General features: G+C 67.2%; 19 protein-coding genes. All 19 read left to right on the top strand.

All coding sequences use genetic code 11. The features are described from left to right. The first annotated feature begins 108 nt into the window (after nucleotides 1-108). The 19 genes from CAP38_RS02010 (at nucleotide 109) to CAP38_RS01920 (ending at nucleotide 18,955) form a co-directional block, all read left to right on the top strand. Nucleotides 109-918, top strand: a complete 810-nt coding sequence (locus CAP38_RS02010) for a GntR family transcriptional regulator (RefSeq protein ID WP_086119201.1) — start codon at nucleotides 109-111, stop codon at nucleotides 916-918. Nucleotides 919-1,096: 178 nt separating this feature from the next. Then, on the top strand, nucleotides 1,097-1,528 hold the full coding sequence (gene sdhC, locus CAP38_RS02005; protein WP_086119200.1) for a succinate dehydrogenase, cytochrome b556 subunit: 432 nt from the start codon (nucleotides 1,097-1,099) through the stop codon (nucleotides 1,526-1,528). A 34-nt stretch (nucleotides 1,529-1,562) separates the two neighbouring features. Continuing rightward, nucleotides 1,563-1,928, top strand: coding sequence for a succinate dehydrogenase, hydrophobic membrane anchor protein (gene sdhD / locus CAP38_RS02000; RefSeq protein WP_086119199.1), 366 nt, complete (start codon nucleotides 1,563-1,565; stop codon nucleotides 1,926-1,928). A gap of 4 nt (nucleotides 1,929-1,932) precedes the next feature. Beyond that, nucleotides 1,933-3,738 (top strand): succinate dehydrogenase flavoprotein subunit, encoded by a 1,806-nt coding sequence (sdhA, locus tag CAP38_RS01995; RefSeq protein ID WP_086119198.1) that lies wholly within the window; start codon nucleotides 1,933-1,935, stop codon nucleotides 3,736-3,738. Nucleotides 3,739-3,758: 20 nt separating this feature from the next. Further along, the gene (locus CAP38_RS01990; RefSeq protein ID WP_086119197.1) at nucleotides 3,759-4,460 is read left to right on the top strand and encodes a succinate dehydrogenase iron-sulfur subunit; all 702 of its coding nucleotides are present in this window, start codon (nucleotides 3,759-3,761) and stop codon (nucleotides 4,458-4,460) included. A gap of 25 nt (nucleotides 4,461-4,485) precedes the next feature. Further along, nucleotides 4,486-4,782, top strand: a complete 297-nt coding sequence (locus CAP38_RS01985; protein ID WP_086119196.1) for a succinate dehydrogenase assembly factor 2 — start codon at nucleotides 4,486-4,488, stop codon at nucleotides 4,780-4,782. Between the two features lie 19 nt (nucleotides 4,783-4,801). Next, a complete protein-coding gene (locus tag CAP38_RS01980) occupies nucleotides 4,802-6,109 on the top strand; it encodes a citrate synthase (protein ID WP_086119195.1) in 1,308 nt (435 codons plus the stop codon). Between the two features lie 125 nt (nucleotides 6,110-6,234). Continuing rightward, nucleotides 6,235-7,656: a 3-isopropylmalate dehydratase large subunit gene (gene leuC, locus CAP38_RS01975; RefSeq protein WP_086119194.1), complete on the top strand. Its 1,422-nt coding sequence runs from the start codon at nucleotides 6,235-6,237 to the stop codon at nucleotides 7,654-7,656. 19 nt (nucleotides 7,657-7,675) lie between these two features. Next, on the top strand, nucleotides 7,676-7,804 hold the full coding sequence (locus CAP38_RS01970; protein ID WP_086119193.1) for an entericidin A/B family lipoprotein: 129 nt from the start codon (nucleotides 7,676-7,678) through the stop codon (nucleotides 7,802-7,804). After that, nucleotides 7,804-8,457, top strand: a complete 654-nt coding sequence (gene leuD, locus CAP38_RS01965) for a 3-isopropylmalate dehydratase small subunit (protein ID WP_086119192.1) — start codon at nucleotides 7,804-7,806, stop codon at nucleotides 8,455-8,457. The genes CAP38_RS01970 and leuD overlap by 1 nt, the downstream gene beginning before the upstream one ends. A 22-nt stretch (nucleotides 8,458-8,479) precedes the next feature. Then, a complete protein-coding gene (gene leuB / locus CAP38_RS01960) occupies nucleotides 8,480-9,568 on the top strand; it encodes a 3-isopropylmalate dehydrogenase (protein ID WP_086119191.1) in 1,089 nt (362 codons plus the stop codon). An 88-nt stretch (nucleotides 9,569-9,656) separates the two neighbouring features. Next, nucleotides 9,657-10,787 carry an aspartate-semialdehyde dehydrogenase gene (asd, locus tag CAP38_RS01955; protein WP_086119190.1) on the top strand — a complete coding sequence of 377 codons (1,131 nt, stop codon included), beginning with the start codon at nucleotides 9,657-9,659 and terminating at the stop codon, nucleotides 10,785-10,787. Nucleotides 10,788-11,050: 263 nt separating this feature from the next. After that, nucleotides 11,051-13,663, top strand: coding sequence for a FimV/HubP family polar landmark protein (locus tag CAP38_RS01950; RefSeq protein WP_256924192.1), 2,613 nt, complete (start codon nucleotides 11,051-11,053; stop codon nucleotides 13,661-13,663). Nucleotides 13,664-13,711: 48 nt separating this feature from the next. Beyond that, nucleotides 13,712-14,500 (top strand): tRNA pseudouridine(38-40) synthase TruA, encoded by a 789-nt coding sequence (truA, locus tag CAP38_RS01945; protein WP_086119188.1) that lies wholly within the window; start codon nucleotides 13,712-13,714, stop codon nucleotides 14,498-14,500. A gap of 1 nt (nucleotide 14,501) precedes the next feature. Further along, nucleotides 14,502-15,197: a phosphoribosylanthranilate isomerase gene (locus tag CAP38_RS01940; protein ID WP_086119187.1), complete on the top strand. Its 696-nt coding sequence runs from the start codon at nucleotides 14,502-14,504 to the stop codon at nucleotides 15,195-15,197. 55 nt (nucleotides 15,198-15,252) lie between these two features. Beyond that, complete coding sequence (trpB, locus tag CAP38_RS01935) at nucleotides 15,253-16,539, top strand: tryptophan synthase subunit beta (RefSeq protein WP_086119186.1); 1,287 nt, start codon at nucleotides 15,253-15,255, stop codon at nucleotides 16,537-16,539. After that, nucleotides 16,536-17,345 carry a tryptophan synthase subunit alpha gene (trpA, locus tag CAP38_RS01930; protein WP_086119185.1) on the top strand — a complete coding sequence of 270 codons (810 nt, stop codon included), beginning with the start codon at nucleotides 16,536-16,538 and terminating at the stop codon, nucleotides 17,343-17,345. The genes trpB and trpA overlap by 4 nt, the downstream gene beginning before the upstream one ends. 54 nt (nucleotides 17,346-17,399) lie before the next feature. Beyond that, nucleotides 17,400-18,278 carry an acetyl-CoA carboxylase, carboxyltransferase subunit beta gene (accD, locus tag CAP38_RS01925; RefSeq protein ID WP_086119184.1) on the top strand — a complete coding sequence of 293 codons (879 nt, stop codon included), beginning with the start codon at nucleotides 17,400-17,402 and terminating at the stop codon, nucleotides 18,276-18,278. Beyond that, complete coding sequence (locus CAP38_RS01920; protein WP_256924191.1) at nucleotides 18,275-18,955, top strand: LON peptidase substrate-binding domain-containing protein; 681 nt, start codon at nucleotides 18,275-18,277, stop codon at nucleotides 18,953-18,955. Before accD ends, CAP38_RS01920 begins: the two co-directional genes overlap by 4 nt. The last annotated feature ends 12 nt before the right edge of the window (nucleotides 18,956-18,967 follow it).

Below are 18,967 nucleotides of genomic sequence, written 5' to 3'. Positions count from 1 at the left end.
GTTGTGAGAGACCGGAAGTGTACCCTCGCAAACCCTGAGACGTCAATTTGTCTTATGTCTTATATAAGATATGATTGAGCGCATTCCGACCATTCCGGCCACCGCCCCATGCCCTCTTCACTGCCGCCCTCCGACACCGCCCTGCCGGGTGCGGACGCTGCCGCACAGGCGACGGGCGCAGCAGGCGAAACCGCGCCGGCGTTCAGCCCCCTCTACCAGCAGATCAAGTCGCTGATCCTGCGCAGCCTGCAGGGCGGCGAATGGAAGCCCGGCGACATGATCCCCAGCGAGCTCGAACTGGCCGCGCGCTACAAGGTCAGCCAGGGCACGGTGCGCAAGGCCATCGACGAGCTCGCCACCGACAACCTGCTGGTGCGCCGCCAGGGCAAGGGAACCTTCGTGGCCACCCACGCCGAACAGCACATCCAGTACCGCTTCCTGCGCCTGCTGCCCGACGGCGGGTCGCTGGACGAACAGGGGCCGGCCGAGCGCCGCATCATCGAGTGCCGCCGCCTGCGGGCCCCGGCCGAGGTCGCACGCGCCCTGAACCTGCGCACCGGCGACGCCGTGCTGCAGGTCCGCCGGGTGCTGTCGTTCGGCGGCTCGCCCACCATCCTGGAAGACATCTGGCTGCCCGGCGGCCCTTTCAAGGGCCTCACGGTGGAGACGCTGTCCGATTACCGCGGCCCCATGTATGCGCTGTTCGAGGCCGAATTCGGCGTGCGCATGGTGCGGGCGGTCGAAAAGCTCAAGGCCATGGGCGCCGAGGCCGACGCGGCCGAACTGCTCGCGGTGCCTGCGGGCAGTCCGCTGCTCAGCGTGGAGCGCACCGCCTTCACCTACAACGACGTCCCCATGGAGCTGCGGCGCGGCCTGTACCGCACCGACAGCCGCCACTACCGCAACGAACTCAGCTGATGGCCCATGACAATCGCTGCAATAGCCCCGACCCCGTCTGCGACGTCAGTTTTTGTCATGGTGCGTTGCAATAGAATTTGCCCCCGTCGGGCCTGAGTTACCAACCGGTTACAGCCCACGATTCCTCCACCGCTCACCCAGCGTCAGATCTCCTGCCCCACGGAAGAAAGCACCCACCATGTCCGAGTTGTCCCGCCAGCGGCCGCAGTTCCGCAACATCAACGCCTTCAAGGACCTCACCACCTACCGGTTGCCGGCCGCGGGCTGGGTGTCCATCCTGCACCGCATCAGCGGCGCCCTGATGTTCGTGCTCCTGCCCCTGATCGTCTGGCTGTTCGACACCTCGGTGTCGTCCGAGATTTCGTACGAGCGCTTCTCCAGCGCCTTCAGCGCCGGCATCGGTTTCGTGCCGGGCTGGCTGTTCAAGCTGGTGGTGCTGGCCATCATCTGGGCCTACCTGCACCACCTCATTGCCGGCCTGCGCCACCTCTACATGGACGCCCGCCATGCCGTGACCAAGCAGTTCGGCAAGTCCTCCGCCGTGGTCACCCTGGTGCTGAGCATCGGCCTGACCGTGGTGCTGGGCGCCAAACTCTTCGGCCTGTACTGATCACCGTTCCCGGTCATTCCAAGGATTCCCGCACATGTCTGTCAACTACGGTTCCAAGCGCGTCGTCACCGGCGCCCACTACGGCCTGCGCGACTGGCTGGCCCAGCGCATCACCGCCGGCCTGATGGCCCTGTTCACCCTCATCGTCCTGCTGCAGGTGGTGTTCACCAGCGGCCCACTCGGTTATGAAGGTTGGGCGAGCATCTTTGCTCCGCAATGGATGAAGGCCCTGACCTTCGCCATGTTCCTGGCCCTGACCTACCACGTGTGGGTCGGCATCCGTGACATCTGGATGGACTACGTCAAGCCCGCCGCCGTGCGCCTGGTGCTTCACGTGTTCACCATGGTCTGGCTCCTGTCCTGCCTGGGCTGGGCCGTTCAAGTTCTCTGGAGAATCTGACCCCATGACTGCCACCTCCTCCCTCCCCAAGCGCCAGTTCGACGTCGTCATCGTCGGTGCCGGCGGCTCCGGCATGCGTGCCTCGCTGCAGCTGGCCCGTGCCGGTCTGAAAGTGGCCGTGCTGTCCAAGGTCTTCCCCACCCGCTCGCACACCGTGGCCGCCCAGGGCGGCATCGGTGCCAGCCTGGGCAACATGAGCGAAGACAACTGGCACTACCACTTCTACGACACCATCAAGGGCTCCGACTGGCTGGGCGACCAGGACGCGATCGAGTTCATGTGCCGTGAAGCCCCGAAGGTGGTGTACGAGCTCGAGCACTTCGGCATGCCGTTCGACCGCAACCCCGACGGCACCATCTACCAGCGCCCGTTCGGCGGTCACACCGCCAACTACGGCGAGAAGGCCGTGCCGCGCGCCTGCGCCGCCGCCGACCGCACCGGCCATGCCATGCTGCACACCCTGTACCAGCAGAACGTGGCGGCCCGCACCACCTTCTTCGTGGAGTGGATGGCCCTGGACCTGGTGCGCGACGCCGAAGGCGACGTGGTGGGTGTGACCGCCCTCGAGATGGAGACCGGCGAGGTCTACCTGCTCGAAGCCAAGACCACCCTGCTGGCCACCGGTGGTGCCGGCCGCATCTATGCCGCCTCCACCAACGCCTTCATCAACACCGGCGACGGCCTGGGCATGGCGGCGCGTGCCGGCATCCCGCTGGAAGACATGGAGTTCTGGCAGTTCCACCCCACCGGCGTGGCCGGTGCCGGTGTGCTGCTGACCGAAGGCTGCCGTGGTGAAGGCGCCTTCCTGGTCAACTCCGAAGGCGAACGCTTCATGGAGCGCTACGCCCCCACCCTGAAGGACCTGGCCCCGCGCGACTTCGTGTCCCGCTGCATGGACCAGGAGATCAAGGAAGGCCGTGGCTGCGGTCCCAACAAGGACCATGTGCTGCTGAACTTCAGCTACCTCAGCGCCGAGACCATCCACAAGCGCCTGCCCTCGGTCTACGAGATCGGCGTGAACTTCGCCAACGTCGACATCACCCGCGAGCCGATCCCGGTGGTGCCCACCATCCACTACCAGATGGGCGGCATCCCCACCAACATCCATGGTCAGGTGGTCGTGCCCGACGGCCAGGGCGGCCAGAAGCCGGTCAACGGCCTCTACGCCGTGGGCGAATGCTCCTGCGTGAGCGTGCACGGCGCCAACCGCCTGGGCACCAACTCGCTGCTCGACCTGCTGGTGTTCGGCCGTGCAGCCGGCAACCACATCGTCCAGTTCAACGACAAGAACAAGACCCACAAGCCGGTGCCGGCCGACGGCGCCGACCGCACCCTGGCCCGCCTGGCCCGGCTGGACTCGGCCACCGACGGCGAATACGCCCAGGACGTGGCCAACGACATCCGCGCCACCATGCAGCAGCACGCCGGCGTGTTCCGCACCCAGGCCAGCATGGACGAGGGTGTTGCCAAGATCAATGCGATCCGCAACCGCGTCAACAGCATCGGTCTGAAGGACAAGTCCAAGGTGTTCAACACCGCGCGGATCGAGGCCCTGGAGGTCGAGAACCTGATCGAGGCCGCCCAGGCCACCATGACCTCGGCCGCCGCCCGCAAGGAATGCCGTGGTGCCCACACGGTGTACGACTACGAGCGTCCGGCCGACGACGCCCAGTTCCCGCTGGGTCGCAACGACGGCGAGTGGATGAAGCACACCCTGTGGCACAGCGCCGACAACAGCCTGACCTACAAGCCGGTGAACCTCAAGCCGCTGACCGTGGAATCGGTCCCGCCCAAGGTCCGCACCTTCTGATCACGTACCGGAGCAACGACATGAAACGCACCTTCAAGATCTACCGCTACGACCCCGAGAAGGACGCCAAGCCGTACATGCAGACCATCGAGGTCGAGCTCGACGGCAACGAGCGCATGCTGCTCGATGCCCTGATGAAGCTCAAGGCCCTCGACCCGTCGATCTCGTTCCGCCGCTCCTGCCGCGAAGGCGTGTGCGGTTCGGACGCCATGAACATCAACGGCAAGAACGGCCTGGCCTGCCTGACCAACATGAACACGCTGCCTGGCGTGATCACGCTCAAGCCCCTGCCCGGCCTGCCCGTGGTGCGCGACCTGATCGTGGACATGACGCTGTTCTTCAAGCAATACAACAGCATCAAGCCCTACCTGATCAACGACACCGTGGCACCCGAGAAAGAGCGCCTGCAGAGCCCCGAAGAGCGCGACGAGCTCAACGGCCTGTACGAGTGCATCCTGTGCGCGAGCTGCTCCACCAGCTGCCCCAGCTTCTGGTGGAACCCCGACAAGTTCGTCGGTCCCGCTGGCCTGCTGCAGGCCTACCGCTTCATCGCCGACAGCCGCGACCAGGGCACCGCCGAGCGTCTGGACAACCTGGAAGACCCGTACCGCCTGTTCCGCTGCCACACCATCATGAACTGCGTCGACGTCTGCCCCAAGGGTCTGAACCCGACCAAGGCCATCGGCAAGATCAAGGAAATGATGGTGATGCGTTCGGTCTGAGACCGAGCGCCCTGCCCGCCCGCCCATGAGCACCCCTTCCGTCGACGATGCCCTGCTCGACGAGCGCGCCCTGAGCAAGCTGCGCTGGCGGTGCCGCCGTGGACTGCTCGAGAACGATCTGTTCATCGAGCGCTTCTTTGCCCGCCACGCCTCGACCCTGACAGCGCGTCAGGCCGAGGCCCTGGGCCTGCTGATGGACCTGTCCGACAACGATCTGCTCGATCTGCTGCTCGGACGCCGATCACCCGAGGGCCCGCTGGCCCATGACGATGTCGTCGCGGTGCTCGGCCTGCTGCGTGCAGCAAGGTCCGTCGTCCATTGACCACCTGAGGAAACCGCGAATGAAACCCGTCGACAACAAAGCCACCCTGTCGTTCTCCAACGGAAGCCCGAGCGTCGAACTGCCGGTGTACGGCGGCAACATCGGTCCGGACGTGATCGACATCCGGAAGCTGTATGCGCAGACGGGCATGTTCACCTACGACCCGGGTTTCCTGTCCACCGCGTCGTGCCAGTCGGCCATCACCTACATCGACGGCGACAAGGGCGAGCTGCTGTACCGCGGCTACCCCATCGAGCAGCTGGCCACCCACTGCGACTACCTCGACACCTGCTTCCTGCTGCTCAACGGCGAACTGCCCAACGAGCAGGAGCGCACCGACTTCCACAAGCTCGTGACCAACCACACCATGGTCAACGAGCAGATGCAGTTCTTCCTGCGTGGCTTCCGGCGCGATGCCCACCCCATGGCCGTGCTGACCGGCCTGGTGGGTGCCCTGTCGGCCTTCTACCACGACAGCACCGACATCAATAACCCCGAGCACCGCCGCATCGCCGCGATCCGCCTGATCGCCAAGATGCCGACGCTGGTGGCCATGTCCTACAAGTACGGCATCGGTCAGCCGTACATGTACCCGCAGAACAACCTGAGCTATGCCGGCAACTTCCTGCGCATGATGTTCGGCACCCCGTGCGAGGAGTACAAGGTCAATCCGGTGCTCGAGCGCGCCCTGGACCGCATCTTCATCCTGCACGCCGACCACGAGCAGAACGCCTCCACCTCCACCGTGCGCCTGTGCGGCTCGTCGGGCACCAACCCGTTTGCGGCCATCGCAGCGGGCGTGGCCTGCCTGTGGGGCCCGGCCCACGGCGGCGCCAACGAGGCCTGCCTGAACATGCTGGAAGACATCCAGCGCAATGGCGGCATCGCCAAGGTCGGCGAGTTCATGAACCAGGTCAAGGACAAGAACTCCGGCGTCAAGCTCATGGGCTTCGGTCACCGCGTCTACAAGAACTACGACCCGCGCGCCAAGCTCATGCAGGAAACCTGCAACGAAGTGCTGCAGGAACTGGGTCTGGAGAACGACCCGCTGTTCAAGCTGGCCAAGGAACTCGAGAAGATCGCGCTGGAAGACGAGTACTTCGTCTCGCGCAAGCTCTACCCGAACGTCGACTTCTATTCCGGCATCGTGCAGCGCGCCATCGGCATCCCGGTGAACCTGTTCACCGGCATCTTCGCCCTGGCCCGCACCGTGGGCTGGATCGCCCAGCTCAACGAGATGATCGGCGACCCCGAGTACAAGATCGGCCGTCCGCGCCAGCTGTTCACCGGTTCGCCGCGCCGCGACGTGCCCGCCGCCCAGAAGTGACCGGATCGCATCGGCCACCTGGCCGGTGCCTGCGCCCGCCATGCCCCGGGGTGTGGCGGGCGCATTCATGTCAGACCCCGTAAAATCGCCGGTTCCTTCAAGCACCGCCGGGCCACACCACAGTCATGGGACGCACGCTCTACGACAAGATCTGGGACGAACACGTCGTCCACACCGAAGAAGACGGCACCGCCGTCCTCTACATCGACCGCCATCTGGTGCACGAGGTCACCAGCCCGCAGGCCTACGAGGGTCTGCGTCAGGCGGGCCGCAAGGTCTGGCGGGTGAGTTCGGTGGTGGCCACGGCCGACCACAACACCCCCACCACCGGCTGGGAGCGTGGCTACGACGGCATCGCCGATCCGATCAGCAAGGAGCAGATCACCACGCTCGACAGCAACATCGCAGAGTTCGGCGCTGCCGCGTTCTTCCCCTTCATGTCCAAGCGCCAGGGCATCGTGCATGTGATCGGCCCCGAGAACGGCGCCACCCTGCCCGGCATGACGGTGGTCTGCGGCGACTCGCACACCAGCACCCACGGCGCGTTCGGCGCGCTGGCCCACGGCATCGGCACCAGCGAGGTCGAGCATGTGCTGGCCACCCAGACGCTGCTGGCCAAGAAGGCGAAGAACATGCTGATCCGCGTCGAAGGTCAGCTGGCCCGGGGCGTGACCGCCAAGGACGTGGTGCTGGCCATCATCGGCCGCATCGGCACCGCCGGCGGCACCGGCTACACCATCGAGTTCGGTGGCTCGGCCATCCGGTCGCTGAGCATGGAAGGCCGCATGACGGTCTGCAACATGGCCATCGAGGCCGGAGCTCGCGCGGGTCTGGTGGCGGTGGACGACAAGACCATCGAATACGTCAAGGGCCGCCCGCTCGCTCCCACCGGGGTGGAATGGGACCAGGCCGTGGCCTACTGGAAGACCCTGCATTCCGACGCCGACGCAAAGTTCGACACCGTGGTCGAGCTCGATGCGACGCAGATCCTGCCGCAGGTTACCTGGGGCACCTCGCCCGAGATGGTGCTCGGCATCGACGGTCTGGTGCCCGATCCCGACAAGGAAAAGGACGCCGTCAAGCGCGGCGCCATCGAGCGGGCCCTGACCTACATGGCACTGGAGCCCGGCAAGCGCCTGGACGACATCTTTGTCGACAAGGTGTTCATCGGGTCCTGCACCAACAGCCGCATCGAGGACATGCGCGAGGCCGCGGCCGTGGTCAAGAAGCTCGGCCGCAAGGTGGCCCGCAACGTCAAGCTGGCCATGGTGGTGCCGGGTTCCGGTCTGGTGAAGGCCCAGGCCGAGCGCGAAGGTCTTCACGAGATCTTTCAGGCTGCCGGCTTCGAATGGCGCGAGCCGGGCTGCAGCATGTGCCTGGCCATGAACGCCGACCGGCTCGAGCCGGGCGAGCGCTGCGCGTCCACCAGCAACCGCAATTTCGAAGGTCGCCAGGGTGCCGGCGGCCGGACCCACCTGGTTTCCCCCGCCATGGCGGCAGCCGCTGCCGTGCACGGCCACTTTGTCGACATCCGTCAATTCGCCTGAAACCCCTGAAAGGAACGCCATGAAATCCATCGCTGCCCTCCTCGTCACTGTGGCCGCCTTCGCGCTGACCGGCTGCAACACCATCCAGGGCCTGGGCCAGGACATCCAGAAAGGCGGGCAGGTGCTCGAAGGCGCTGCCAAGAAGTGATGAAAGCCTTTCAATTGCACAAGGGGCTGGTCGCCCCGATGGACCGGGACAACGTCGACACCGACGCCATCATTCCCAAGCAGTTCCTCAAGTCGATCCGCAAGACCGGCTTCGGCCCCAACCTGTTTGACGAGTGGCGCTACCTGGACAAGGGCGAGCCCGGCCAGGACCCGGCATCCCGCAAGCCCAACGCCGACTTCGTGCTCAACCAGCCCCGTTACGCCGGCGCCTCCATCCTGCTGGCGCGGCAGAACTTCGGCTGCGGCTCCAGCCGCGAGCATGCGCCCTGGGCCATCGAGCAGTACGGCTTCCGGGCGCTGATCGCACCGAGCTTCGCCGACATCTTCTTCAACAACTGCTTCAAGAACGGCCTGCTGCCCATCGTGCTGCCCGAAGCCACCGTGGCCCGCCTGTTCGATGAAGTGGCAGCCTTCCCCGGCTACGAGCTGACCATCGACCTGGAGCGCCAGGTGATCGTGAAGCCGCAGGGCGAGGAGATCCCTTTCGATGTGCAGCCCTTCCGCAAGTACTGCCTGCTCAACGGCCTGGACGACATCGGCCTGACCCTGCGCCACAAGGACAAGATCGCGGCCTACGAGTCGCAGCGCCTGGCCACCAAGCCCTGGCTGGCCCACACCATGGTCGGCCAGTGAGCCGGCAACCCCACACAGCAACATGAAAATCGCAGTTCTTCCGGGTGACGGCATCGGCACCGAAATCGTGGCCGAGGCCGTCAAGGTGCTTCAGGCGCTGGACCTGTCCTTCGAAATGGAAAGCGCCCTGGTGGGCGGGGCCGCCTACGAGGCCCACGGCCACCCGCTGCCCGAGTCCACCCTGAAGCTGGCCATGGATGCCGATGCCGTGCTGTTCGGCGCCGTGGGCGACTGGAAGTACGACAAGCTCGACCGCCCGCTGCGCCCGGAGCAGGCCATTCTGGGCCTGCGCAAGCACATGGGGCTGTTCGCCAATTTCCGCCCGGCCATCTGCTACCCCGAACTGGTGGGGGCATCGAGCCTGAAGCCCGAAATCATCGCGGGCCTGGACATCCTCATCATCCGCGAGCTGACCGGCGACATCTATTTCGGCCAGCCGCGAGGCCGGCGCACCGCGGTGGACGGGCACTTTCCCGGTGCCGAGGAAGCCTTCGACACCATGCGCTACAGCAAGCCGGAGATCGAACGGATTGCCCATGTGGCCTTCCAGGCCGCCCGCAAGCGCAACAGAAAGGTCACCAGCGTCGACAAGGCCAACGTGCTGGAGACCTTCCAGTTCTGGAAGGACGTGGTCACCGAGGTGCATGCCCAGTACCCCGACGTGGAGCTGGAGCACATGTACGTGGACAACGCCGCCATGCAGCTGGTGCGCGCGCCCAAGAAGTTCGACGTGGTGGTCACCGGCAACATGTTCGGCGACATCCTGTCCGACGAGGCCTCGATGCTCACCGGCTCGATCGGCATGCTGCCCTCGGCCTCGCTGAACACCCGCAACCAGGGCCTGTACGAACCCAGCCACGGCAGCGCGCCGGACATTGCCGGTAAGGGTATTGCAAACCCGCTGGCTACAATCCTGTCCGCTGCCATGATGCTCCGCTTCTCCCTCAACCAACCCGAAGCCGCCGCCCGAATCGAGGCGGCGGTGGCCCATGTGCTCGCCTCCGGCCTGCGCACGGCCGATATCTGGTCGGAAGGCACCACGAAAGTCGGCACCCGCGAGATGGGTGACGCGGTGGTGAGCGCGATCACCAAAACCATTACCAAGGGCTGATCCAGCTCCGGTTCGTCACGCCCTCCCCCGGCACGACGAGCCGGGCGGATCGAAGAGGATTTCTCAACTTTTCACAAAGGGCAATGTCATGACGAAACTGGTTGGAATCGTGGGCTGGCGGGGCATGGTCGGCTCCGTGCTGATGGACCGCATGGTGGCCGAGAAGGACTTCGATGTCATCGAGCCGCTGTTCTTCTCCACCTCGAACGCCGGGGGCGCCGCCCCTGCCATGGCCCGAAACGAAACCCGTCTGCAGGACGCGTTCGACATCGAGGCGCTCAAGCGCTGCGACATCATCATCACGGCCCAGGGCGGCGACTACACCACCGAAGTCTTCCCCAAGCTGCGAGCCACCGGCTGGAACGGCCACTGGATCGACGCCGCCTCCACCCTGCGCATGAAGGACGACGCGGTCATCATCCTGGACCCGGTGAACATGCCGGTCATCAAGGACGCGCTGGCCAAGGGCGGCCGCAACTGGATCGGCGGCAACTGCACCGTGAGCTGCATGCTCATGGGTGTGGGCGCCCTGTACAAGGCCGGTCTGGTGGAATGGATGTCGACCCAGACCTACCAGGCCGCTTCCGGCGGCGGCGCGCAGCACATGCGCGAACTGCTCACCCAGTACGGCACCCTGAATGCCGAGGTCAAGGCCCTGCTGGACGATCCCAAGAGCGCGATCCTGGAAATCGACCGCCAGGTGATCGCCAAGCAGCGTTCGCTGTCGGCCGCCGAAACGGCCAACTTCGGCGTTCCGCTGGGCGGCTCGCTGATCCCCTGGATCGACAAGGACCTGGGCAACGGCATGTCCAAGGAAGAGTGGAAGGGCATGGCCGAGACCAACAAGATCCTGGGCCAGGGCGAGGGCTTCGGGTCCGCTGCCGTGCCGGTGGACGGCTTCTGCGTGCGCGTGGGCGCCATGCGCTGCCATTCCCAGGCCTTGACCTTCAAGCTGAAGAAGGACGTGCCGGTGGCCGACATCGAAGCGATGATCGCCGCCGACAACGAGTGGGTGAAAGTGGTGCCCAACACCCGCGAGGCCACCCTGCGCGACCTGACCCCCGTGGCCGTGACCGGCACCATGACCATTCCGGTGGGCCGCATCCGCAAGCTGGCCATGGGGCCGGAGTATGTCGGCGCCTTCACCATCGGCGACCAGCTGCTCTGGGGTGCCGCCGAACCCCTGCGCCGCATGCTGCGCATCCTGCTCGACGCCTGATCGGGGCCGCCCTGCCGGTTCCCCGGCAGGGCAACACGTTGTGTCACAACAACGTGATTTTCTGCGCACTTGGTGACAAACGGTGGCCTTGGAAACTCAAGCGGATTGTTAGCTTGTCACCGTAATCTGTTGATGCTATGGTCAATTCCAGCTTTTTGCCTGTCGAGGTCCATGTGCGCATCCACCCCCGTTCATTGCCCCATTCATCGGATCTCGGTGCGACATCCCGCACAGGTCTGACCGGCAAGGTACGGCTCCATGCGGTGGCTGCCGCGGCGGTGCTGGCCCTGTCGCTGGCCCAGCCCACCGACGCGCTGGCACTTGCCCTCGGACCGGTCCAGGTCAAGTCCGCCCTGGGCGAACCCATCCGGGCCGAAATCGATGTGCCCGAGATCACGGCCCAGGAGGCGTCCAGCCTGCAGCTGCGCCTGGCCGGCGCCGAGGCCCTGAGGGCCGCCGGCATCGAAGCCAGCCAGGCCCTGGTGGGCGTGCAGATCACCCTGCAGCGCCGCCCCGATGGCCGCCAGTACGTCCGGATCGTCGGCAACCGTCCGGTCAACGAACCCTTCGTCGATCTGGTGCTGGAAGCCAACTGGGCCACCGGACGGCTGGTGCGTGATTACACGCTGCTGTTCGATCCGCCGAACCTGCGTGCCGCTGCCACCGCCCCGGCACCCCTGCCACCGGTGGCTGCCGCCCCGGCAGCCCGTCCCCGTCCGGCAGCGCCGGCTGCGGCACCGGCCCCGGCGCCCGCACCGGCAGCAGCGGCCACCACCGCTCCCCGCACGGCAGCCCCGGCCTCTGCGCCCGCAGGCGCTGGCGCCGGATCTCAGGTCACCGTGCGGCCCGGGGACACGGCCGGCAAGATCGCGGCCGCCAACAAGCCGGCCAGCGTCTCGCTCGAACAGATGCTGGTGGCCATGCTCCAGGCCAACCCGCAGGCCTTCATCGGTGGCAACGTCAACCGCATCAAGGCCGGCAGCGTACTGGAACTGCCCTCGGCCGAATCGGCCCAGGCGGTGGACGAATCACAGGCCCGCCAGACCATCACGGCCCAGAGCAAGGATTTCAACGAGTTCCGCCGTCGCCTGGCCGGTGCGGCTCCCGCAGCCTCGGTCGCAGCGGCCGGCCAGCAGGCCAGCGGCAAGGTGCAGGCCGAGGTCAAGGACACCCAGGCTGCGCCGGCACCTGCCGACAAGCTGACACTGAGCAAGCCGGGAGCGGCCGGCGCAGCTCCGGCGGGCGAAGACAAGATCGCCCAGGCCCGCCAGACCCAGGACACCCAGCAGCGGGCCGCCGAACTCAACCGCAACATCGAGGAACTGGCCAAGCTCGCCGCGCCTGCCGCCTCGTCGGTGCCGGCCAGCGCGCCTGCAGCACCTGCTGCTGCGGCTCCGACCACCCCGGTCGCGTCGGGCATCGAGGTACCGGCACCCGCCGGTGTCCCGGCCACACCGGTCGTGAGCGCTGCGGCACCCGCCGCCGACGCTCCCGCATCTGCGCCTGCACCGGCACCGGCTGCTGCGCCTGCAGCGCCAGTGGCCCCGGCACCCGTCGATGCCGGCGTCGGCGGTCTGGTCGACCAGCTGCGCGACAACCCCATGGTGCTTCCGGGGGCCGCTGCCCTGCTGGCGTTGCTGGCGGGTTTCGGTCTGTACCGGTTGCGCCAGCGCAAGGCACGCTCGCAGGTCGACAGCTCCTTCCTGGAGAGCCGCCTGCAGCCCGACTCGTTCTTCGGCTCCAGCGGCGGGCAGCGGATCGACACCGCCGAAGCAGCGGCATCCGGCTCCTCCATGGTGTATTCACCCAGCCAGCTCGATGCCGCCGGCGATGTGGACCCGGTCGCCGAAGCCGATGTCTACCTGGCCTATGGTCGCGACCTGCAGGCCGAGGAGATCCTCAAGGAAGCCCTGCGGACGTCTCCGTCCCGCGTGGCCATCCATGCCAAGCTGACCGAGATCTATGCCAAACGCCGCGACGCCCGGGCCTTCGAGGTGGTGGCGGCCGAAGCTTTCGGCCTGACCCAGGGTCGGGGAGACGAGTGGGAAGAGATCTGCCGGCGCGGACGGGACCTCGATCCTTCGAACCCGCTGTACCAGCCGGGCGGCGTGGGTACGGCCACGATGCGTGGCGATGGCGCAGACCCGATCAACACCATGCCCTTCAGTGCCAGCAGCATGAACACCGCCGTCGGTGCCGGCAGTCTGTCGGCCATGGGCAACCTGGACGTCGACCTGGACCTGTCGCTGGACGATGACGTACCTGCCGCCGCACCGGCGCAGGCCCGCATGGCAGCCGACCCCGACGACCTGAAGAGCCTGGACGATGCCCTGTCCGACATGGCGGATCTGTCGGGCACCGAGTCCCTGACAGCTGCGCCGCAGGCCGCCGCGCCGGCGCCGGTTGCCCCTGCCCCAGCGGCGTCCGCCCCGGCCACCGACGAGCTGGCCCCGTTGAACATGGAGTTCGACATCGACTTCACGGCAGCAGCACCCGCGGCGGCACCCGCCCAGGCCGAGCCGTCTGCCGACAACGGCATCGACCTGCCGGGCTTCGAGCTCGACCTGCCGCCGGCGGTCGAGCCGGTCGCTGCCGCGGCCGCGCCGACGGCCAGCGCCCCTGCGCCGGCCCCCTTGAGCTTCGATCTGGGCGGGGTGTCGCTCGATCTGGACACGCCGACCTCGGCGCCCGAAGAAACCACGTCGGCCGGCGAGCTCACCGAAGAGAACCCGCTGGAGACCAAGCTGTCGCTGGCCGAGGAGTTCCGGGCCATCGGCGACATCGAAGGCGCCCGCTCGCTGGCCGAAGAGGTCATGAACGAGAGCTCCGGCACCCTGCAGAGCAAGGCCCGCACCTTCCTGGCCGACCTGGCCTGACCGATCGGTTTGTCCGAACCCCGAGCGCTTCACGACACGCCCGGCCCGATGCACCGCATCGCGCTGGGCGTGAGCTTCAATGGCCGCGCCTACGACGGCTGGCAGAGCCAGCCGGGCGGCAACACGGTGCAGGACCAGCTGGAATCGGCGCTGGCGCAGTTCACGGCCGCCGGGCCGGTCCACACCCTGTGTGCCGGCCGGACCGATGCCGGGGTTCATGGCCTGATGCAGGTGGTGCATTTCGACACGCCGCTGGACCGCACCGAATACGCCTGGGTGCGGGGCACCAACAGCTTCCTGCCGCCCGACATTGCGGTGCAATGGGCGCGGCTGGTGCCGCCCAGCTTTCATGCCCGGGCCAGCGCTCAGGCGCGGCGCTACGCCTATGTGCTGCTCGAATCTCCGGTGCGGCCCAGCGTGGATGCCTCGCAGGTGGGCTGGGTGTTCCGCCCGCTGGACCTGGCGGCCATGCAGCAGGCCGCCCAGGCCTTGCTGGGCGAGCATGATTTCACCTCGTTCCGGGCCTCCAGCTGCCAGGCCCACACACCGGTCAAACAGATGCGCCGCATCGACCTCTCGCGGCGCGGCGCCTACTGGCGCTTCGAGTTCGAGGCCAATGCCTTCCTGCACCACATGATCCGCAACATCATGGGCTGCCTGCTGGCCGTGGGCACCGGCAACCGGCCCCCGGCGTGGATGGCCGAGGTGCTGGCCGCCCGCAGCCGCGACGCGGCCGCACCCACCTTTGCCCCCGACGGCCTGTACTTTCTCGGACCGGTCTACGATCCCGCTTTCGGCCTGCCCGACCGCACCCCGGCCTTCGACTGGCTGCCCTGACATGACCGCACTGCACCGCACCCGCATCAAGATCTGCGGCCTTACCCGCGAGGCGGACGTGGACGCCGCCGTGCAGGCCGGTGCCGACGCCATCGGCTTCGTGCTCTACCCGGCCAGCCCGCGCCATGTGACGGCGCAGCGAGCCGGCGAGCTGGCAAGCCGCCTGCCACCGTTCGTGACGCCGGTGCTGCTGTTCGTGAATGCCGACGCCGAGGCCATCGCCCAGGGCCTTGAGGCTGTGCCGGGAGCCCTGCTTCAGTTCCATGGCGACGAGACGGCGCAGGACGCCATCCGGCTGGCCCGGGGCCGGCCCTTCCTGCGGGCCGCGCGCATTCCCACCGGAACCGCCGGCGCCGGGTTCGATCTCCTAAAATACGCGGCTGACCACGCCGGAGCGCAGGCCATCCTGCTCGATGCGCTCGTCGACGGTTATGGCGGTGGTGGTCACTCCTTCGACTGGACGGCTTTCCCTTGGTCACATCCACAACTAAACGCCAGCTCTCGCCTCGTTTTGTCTGGTGGACTCACGCCTGCAAACGTGACCGATGGCATCCGGCTGGTACGGCCCTGGGCCGTTGACGTGAGCTCGGGCGTCGAGGTGTCGAAAGGCATCAAGGACGCCGGCAAGATGCAGGCCTTCGTGGCTGCAGTCCGCCAGGCCGACGCCCTGCTCTCCAGCCCCTCCCGTTCCCCCTGACAGCCCGCGGCCCGGTCGGCCGCAGCACCGGGGAACCCTCCACCGGACAGACACCATGCAGACCACCTACCAGCAACCCGATGCCCGAGGCCATTTCGGCATCTACGGCGGCAGCTTCGTGAGCGAGACGCTCACCCACGCCATCAACGAGCTCAAGGACGCCTACGCGCGTTACCAGAACGATCCTGAGTTCCTGGCCGAATTCCGGCGCGAACTGGCGCATTTCGTGGGCCGCCCGAGCCCCGTGTACCACGCCGCCCGCATGAGCCGCGAACAGGGCGGTGCCCAGATCTTCCTGAAGCGGGAAGACCTCAACCACACCGGCGCCCACAAGATCAACAACACCATCGGCCAGGCCATGCTGGCGCGCCGCATGGGCAAGCCGCGCATCATTGCCGAGACCGGCGCCGGCCAGCACGGCGTGGCCACCGCCACCATCTGCGCCCGCTACGGCCTGGAATGCGTGGTGTACATGGGCAGCGAGGACGTCAAGCGCCAGAGCCCGAACGTCTACCGCATGAAGCTGCTGGGCGCCACCGTGGTCCCGGTGGAGTCTGGCAGCAAGACGCTCAAGGACGCGCTCAACGAGGCCATGCGCGACTGGGTCGCCAACGTGGACAACACCTTCTACATCATCGGCACCGTGGCTGGCCCGCACCCCTACCCCATGATGGTCCGCGACTTCCAGAGCGTGATCGGCCAGGAATGCATCGTGCAGATGCCGCAGATGCTGCTGGAGGCCGGCTGCGCCGGCGATCAGCCCGACGCGGTGCTGGCCTGCGTGGGCGGCGGCAGCAATGCCATGGGCATCTTCCATCCCTACATCCCCTTCCCGCAGACCCGCCTGATCGGCGTGGAAGCGGCCGGCGAGGGCCTGGACAGCGGCAAGCATTCGGCCTCGCTGCAGAAGGGCTCGCCGGGCGTGCTGCACGGCAACCGCACCTATGTGCTGCAGGACCACAACGGTCAGGTGACCGAGACCCACAGCGTGAGCGCCGGCCTGGACTACCCGGGCGTGGGCCCGGAACACGCTTTCCTCAAGGACATTGGCCGTGCCGAGTACGTGGGCATCACCGACACCGAGGCGCTGGAGGCCTTCCACTACCTGTGCCGCACCGAGGGCATCATCCCGGCGCTGGAATCCAGCCACGCGATTGCCTACGCCATGAAGATGGCACGCGGCATGCGCAAGGACCAGTCGATCCTGGTGAACCTCTCCGGACGGGGTGACAAGGACATCGGCACCGTGGCCGACCTGTCGCAGGCCGACTTCTATTGCCGGCCCAGCTGCCGTGGCCAGTCGGTCAAGGGCGGCGAGGCCGTGGTGGAGGTGAAGCGATGAGCCGCATCGACGCCACCTTTGCCCGCCTGCGCGCGCAGGGCCGCAAGGCCCTCATCCCCTTCGTGACCGCCGGCTTCCCGCAGCCCGACATCACGCCCGAGCTCATGTGGGGCATGGCCGAGGCCGGGGCCGACGTGATCGAACTCGGCGTGCCGTTCTCCGACCCGTCGGCCGACGGCCCGGTGATCCAGAAGGCCGGTGACCGTGCGCTGGCCGCCGGCATCGGCCTGCGCGAGGTGCTGGCCATGGTCACCACCTTCCGCCAGCGCGATGCCGACACCCCGGTAGTGCTGATGGGCTATGCCAACCCGATCGAACGTTACGACCAGGTGCACGGCGCAGGGGCCTTCGTGCGCGACGCTGCGGTTGCCGGCGTGGACGGCGTGCTGGTGGTGGACTACCCGCCCGAGGAATGCGCCGACTTCGCCCAGGCCCTGCGTGAGCACGGCATGGACCTGATCTTCCTGCTGGCCCCCACCTCCACCGACCAGCGCATGGCCGAGGTCGCCCGGGTGGCCAGCGGCTACGTGTACTACGTCTCGCTCAAGGGCGTGACCGGCGCCGGCACGCTGGACGTGTCCCAGGTCGAGGCCATGCTGCCGCGCATCCGTGCGCATGTGAGCATTCCGGTGGGCGTGGGCTTCGGCATCCGCGATGCCGAGACGGCAAGGGCCATCGGTCGCACCAGCGATGCGGTGGTCATCGGCAGCCGGCTGATCCAGCTGATCGAGAACGAACCGCGCGAACGTGTGGTGAGCACGGCAGCGAGCTTCCTGGGCGGCATCCGGCAGGCGCTGGACGCCTGATCCGCACCCTGGCACCCCCGTGGTTTAATTCCGCCTCGTTGAAGGAGAGACCCCATGTCCTGGCTTGAAAAACTGCTGCCCCCGAAGATCACCCCCACCGATCCGACCGAGCGGCGCAGCGTGCCCGAAGGCCTGTGGATCAAGTGCCCCAGCTGCGAGGCGGTGCTCTACAAGAGCGACCTGGAAAAGAACCAGAACGTCTGCCCTCACTGCAGCCACCACCACCGCATCGGCGCGCGCGCCCGCCTCAATGCCTTCTTGGATGCCGAGGGCCGTTACGAGATCGCGCAGGAAGTCCTGCCGGTCGATGCGCTCAAGTTCAAGGACAGCCGCAAGTACCCCGAGCGCCTGAAGGAAGCCCTGGAGAACACCGGCGAGACCGACGCCCTCGTCGTCATGGGCGGCGCGGTGCACGGCATCAGCCTGGTGGTCTCGTGCTTCGAGTTCGACTTCATGGGCGGCTCCATGGGCTCGGTGGTCGGCGAGCGGTTCGTGCGTGGCGTGGAAGAAGCCATTGCCCAGAAGGTGCCCTTCGTGTGCTTCACCGCCACCGGCGGCGCCCGCATGCAGGAAGGCCTGCTCTCGCTGATGCAGATGGCCAAGACCAACGCCGCCCTCACCCGCCTGGCCAAGAAGGGCCTGCCCTACATCAGCGTGCTCACCGACCCCACCATGGGCGGCGTGAGCGCCGGCTTCGCGTTCGTGGGTGACGTGGTGATTGCCGAGCCCAAGGCCCTGATCGGTTTTGCCGGTCCGCGCGTGATCGAGAACACCGTGCGGGTGAAACTGCCCGAGGGCTTCCAGCGCGCCGAGTTCCTGCAGACCAAGGGTGCGGTCGACTTCATCTGCGACCGGCGCGAATTGCGGGGCACGGTGGCCAACCTGCTGGCCATGATGCAGCGCCAGAGCGCCGACGCCGTGGTGCCCGATTGACCTCCAGCGCGTCGACCGGGCCGCTGACGCTCACGCAGCTCCCCCTCTTCCCGCTCAACACCGTCCTGTTCCCGGGCGGCTGGATGCCGCTGCGCATCTTCGAGGTGCGTTACCTCGACATGATCGGCCGCTGCCACCGGGCCGGTGCGCCGTTCGGCATCGTCTGCCTCAGCGAAGGGCACGAGGTGCGCCAGGTCGACCCGCAGGCCCGCGGCGATGCCCCCGCCTTCGCGAAGGAAGACTTCCATTCGGTGGGCGTGCTGGCCCGCATCGACTCGCTCGACAAACCCCAGCCCGGCCTGCTGATGATCCGTTGCCAGGGTCAGCAGCGTTTCAAGGTCGACCGCCGCCAGCAGCTGCCGCATGGCCTGTGGGTGGCCGACGTCACGCTCGATGCGCCCGAGCCGGTGGTGCCGGTGCCGGACCATCTCGACGGCGCACGCAACCGGCTGCAGCAACTGCTGATGAACCTGCGCGAGCGGCAGCCCGAGATGCTGGCCCAGCTGCCGCTGCAGGAGCCTTACCACTGGAACGACTGCGGCTGGGTGGCCAACCGGTGGGCAGAACTCCTGCCCACCCCGACCGAACTCAAGCAGCGCCTGATGTCGCTGGACAACCCGCTGCTGCGGCTGGAACTGGTGGCCGACCTGCTCGACCGCCTGGGTCTGGACGGCTGAGCACGCAGGCCC

The organism is Hydrogenophaga sp. IBVHS2, assembly GCF_002127215.1.
Classification (GTDB): domain Bacteria; phylum Pseudomonadota; class Gammaproteobacteria; order Burkholderiales; family Burkholderiaceae_C; genus Hydrogenophaga.
The sequence above is the reverse complement of the archived record's forward strand: the minus strand, read 5'-3'. Positions and strand labels throughout refer to the sequence as shown.

What these genes read in the sequence shown, in the direction of transcription:
- CAP38_RS02010 (WP_086119201.1), top strand. Translation starts at nt 109, where the DNA reads ATGCCCTCTTCACTGCCGCCCTCCGACACCGCCCTGCCGGGTGCGGAC.
- sdhC (WP_086119200.1), top strand. Translation starts at nt 1,097, where the DNA reads ATGTCCGAGTTGTCCCGCCAGCGGCCGCAGTTCCGCAACATCAACGCC.
- sdhD (WP_086119199.1), top strand. Translation starts at nt 1,563, where the DNA reads ATGTCTGTCAACTACGGTTCCAAGCGCGTCGTCACCGGCGCCCACTAC.
- sdhA (WP_086119198.1), top strand. Translation starts at nt 1,933, where the DNA reads ATGACTGCCACCTCCTCCCTCCCCAAGCGCCAGTTCGACGTCGTCATC.
- CAP38_RS01990 (WP_086119197.1), top strand. Translation starts at nt 3,759, where the DNA reads ATGAAACGCACCTTCAAGATCTACCGCTACGACCCCGAGAAGGACGCC.
- CAP38_RS01985 (WP_086119196.1), top strand. Translation starts at nt 4,486, where the DNA reads ATGAGCACCCCTTCCGTCGACGATGCCCTGCTCGACGAGCGCGCCCTG.
- CAP38_RS01980 (WP_086119195.1), top strand. Translation starts at nt 4,802, where the DNA reads ATGAAACCCGTCGACAACAAAGCCACCCTGTCGTTCTCCAACGGAAGC.
- leuC (WP_086119194.1), top strand. Translation starts at nt 6,235, where the DNA reads ATGGGACGCACGCTCTACGACAAGATCTGGGACGAACACGTCGTCCAC.
- CAP38_RS01970 (WP_086119193.1), top strand. Translation starts at nt 7,676, where the DNA reads ATGAAATCCATCGCTGCCCTCCTCGTCACTGTGGCCGCCTTCGCGCTG.
- leuD (WP_086119192.1), top strand. Translation starts at nt 7,804, where the DNA reads ATGAAAGCCTTTCAATTGCACAAGGGGCTGGTCGCCCCGATGGACCGG.
- leuB (WP_086119191.1), top strand. Translation starts at nt 8,480, where the DNA reads ATGAAAATCGCAGTTCTTCCGGGTGACGGCATCGGCACCGAAATCGTG.
- asd (WP_086119190.1), top strand. Translation starts at nt 9,657, where the DNA reads ATGACGAAACTGGTTGGAATCGTGGGCTGGCGGGGCATGGTCGGCTCC.
- truA (WP_086119188.1), top strand. Translation starts at nt 13,712, where the DNA reads ATGCACCGCATCGCGCTGGGCGTGAGCTTCAATGGCCGCGCCTACGAC.
- CAP38_RS01940 (WP_086119187.1), top strand. Translation starts at nt 14,502, where the DNA reads ATGACCGCACTGCACCGCACCCGCATCAAGATCTGCGGCCTTACCCGC.
- trpB (WP_086119186.1), top strand. Translation starts at nt 15,253, where the DNA reads ATGCAGACCACCTACCAGCAACCCGATGCCCGAGGCCATTTCGGCATC.
- trpA (WP_086119185.1), top strand. Translation starts at nt 16,536, where the DNA reads ATGAGCCGCATCGACGCCACCTTTGCCCGCCTGCGCGCGCAGGGCCGC.
- accD (WP_086119184.1), top strand. Translation starts at nt 17,400, where the DNA reads ATGTCCTGGCTTGAAAAACTGCTGCCCCCGAAGATCACCCCCACCGAT.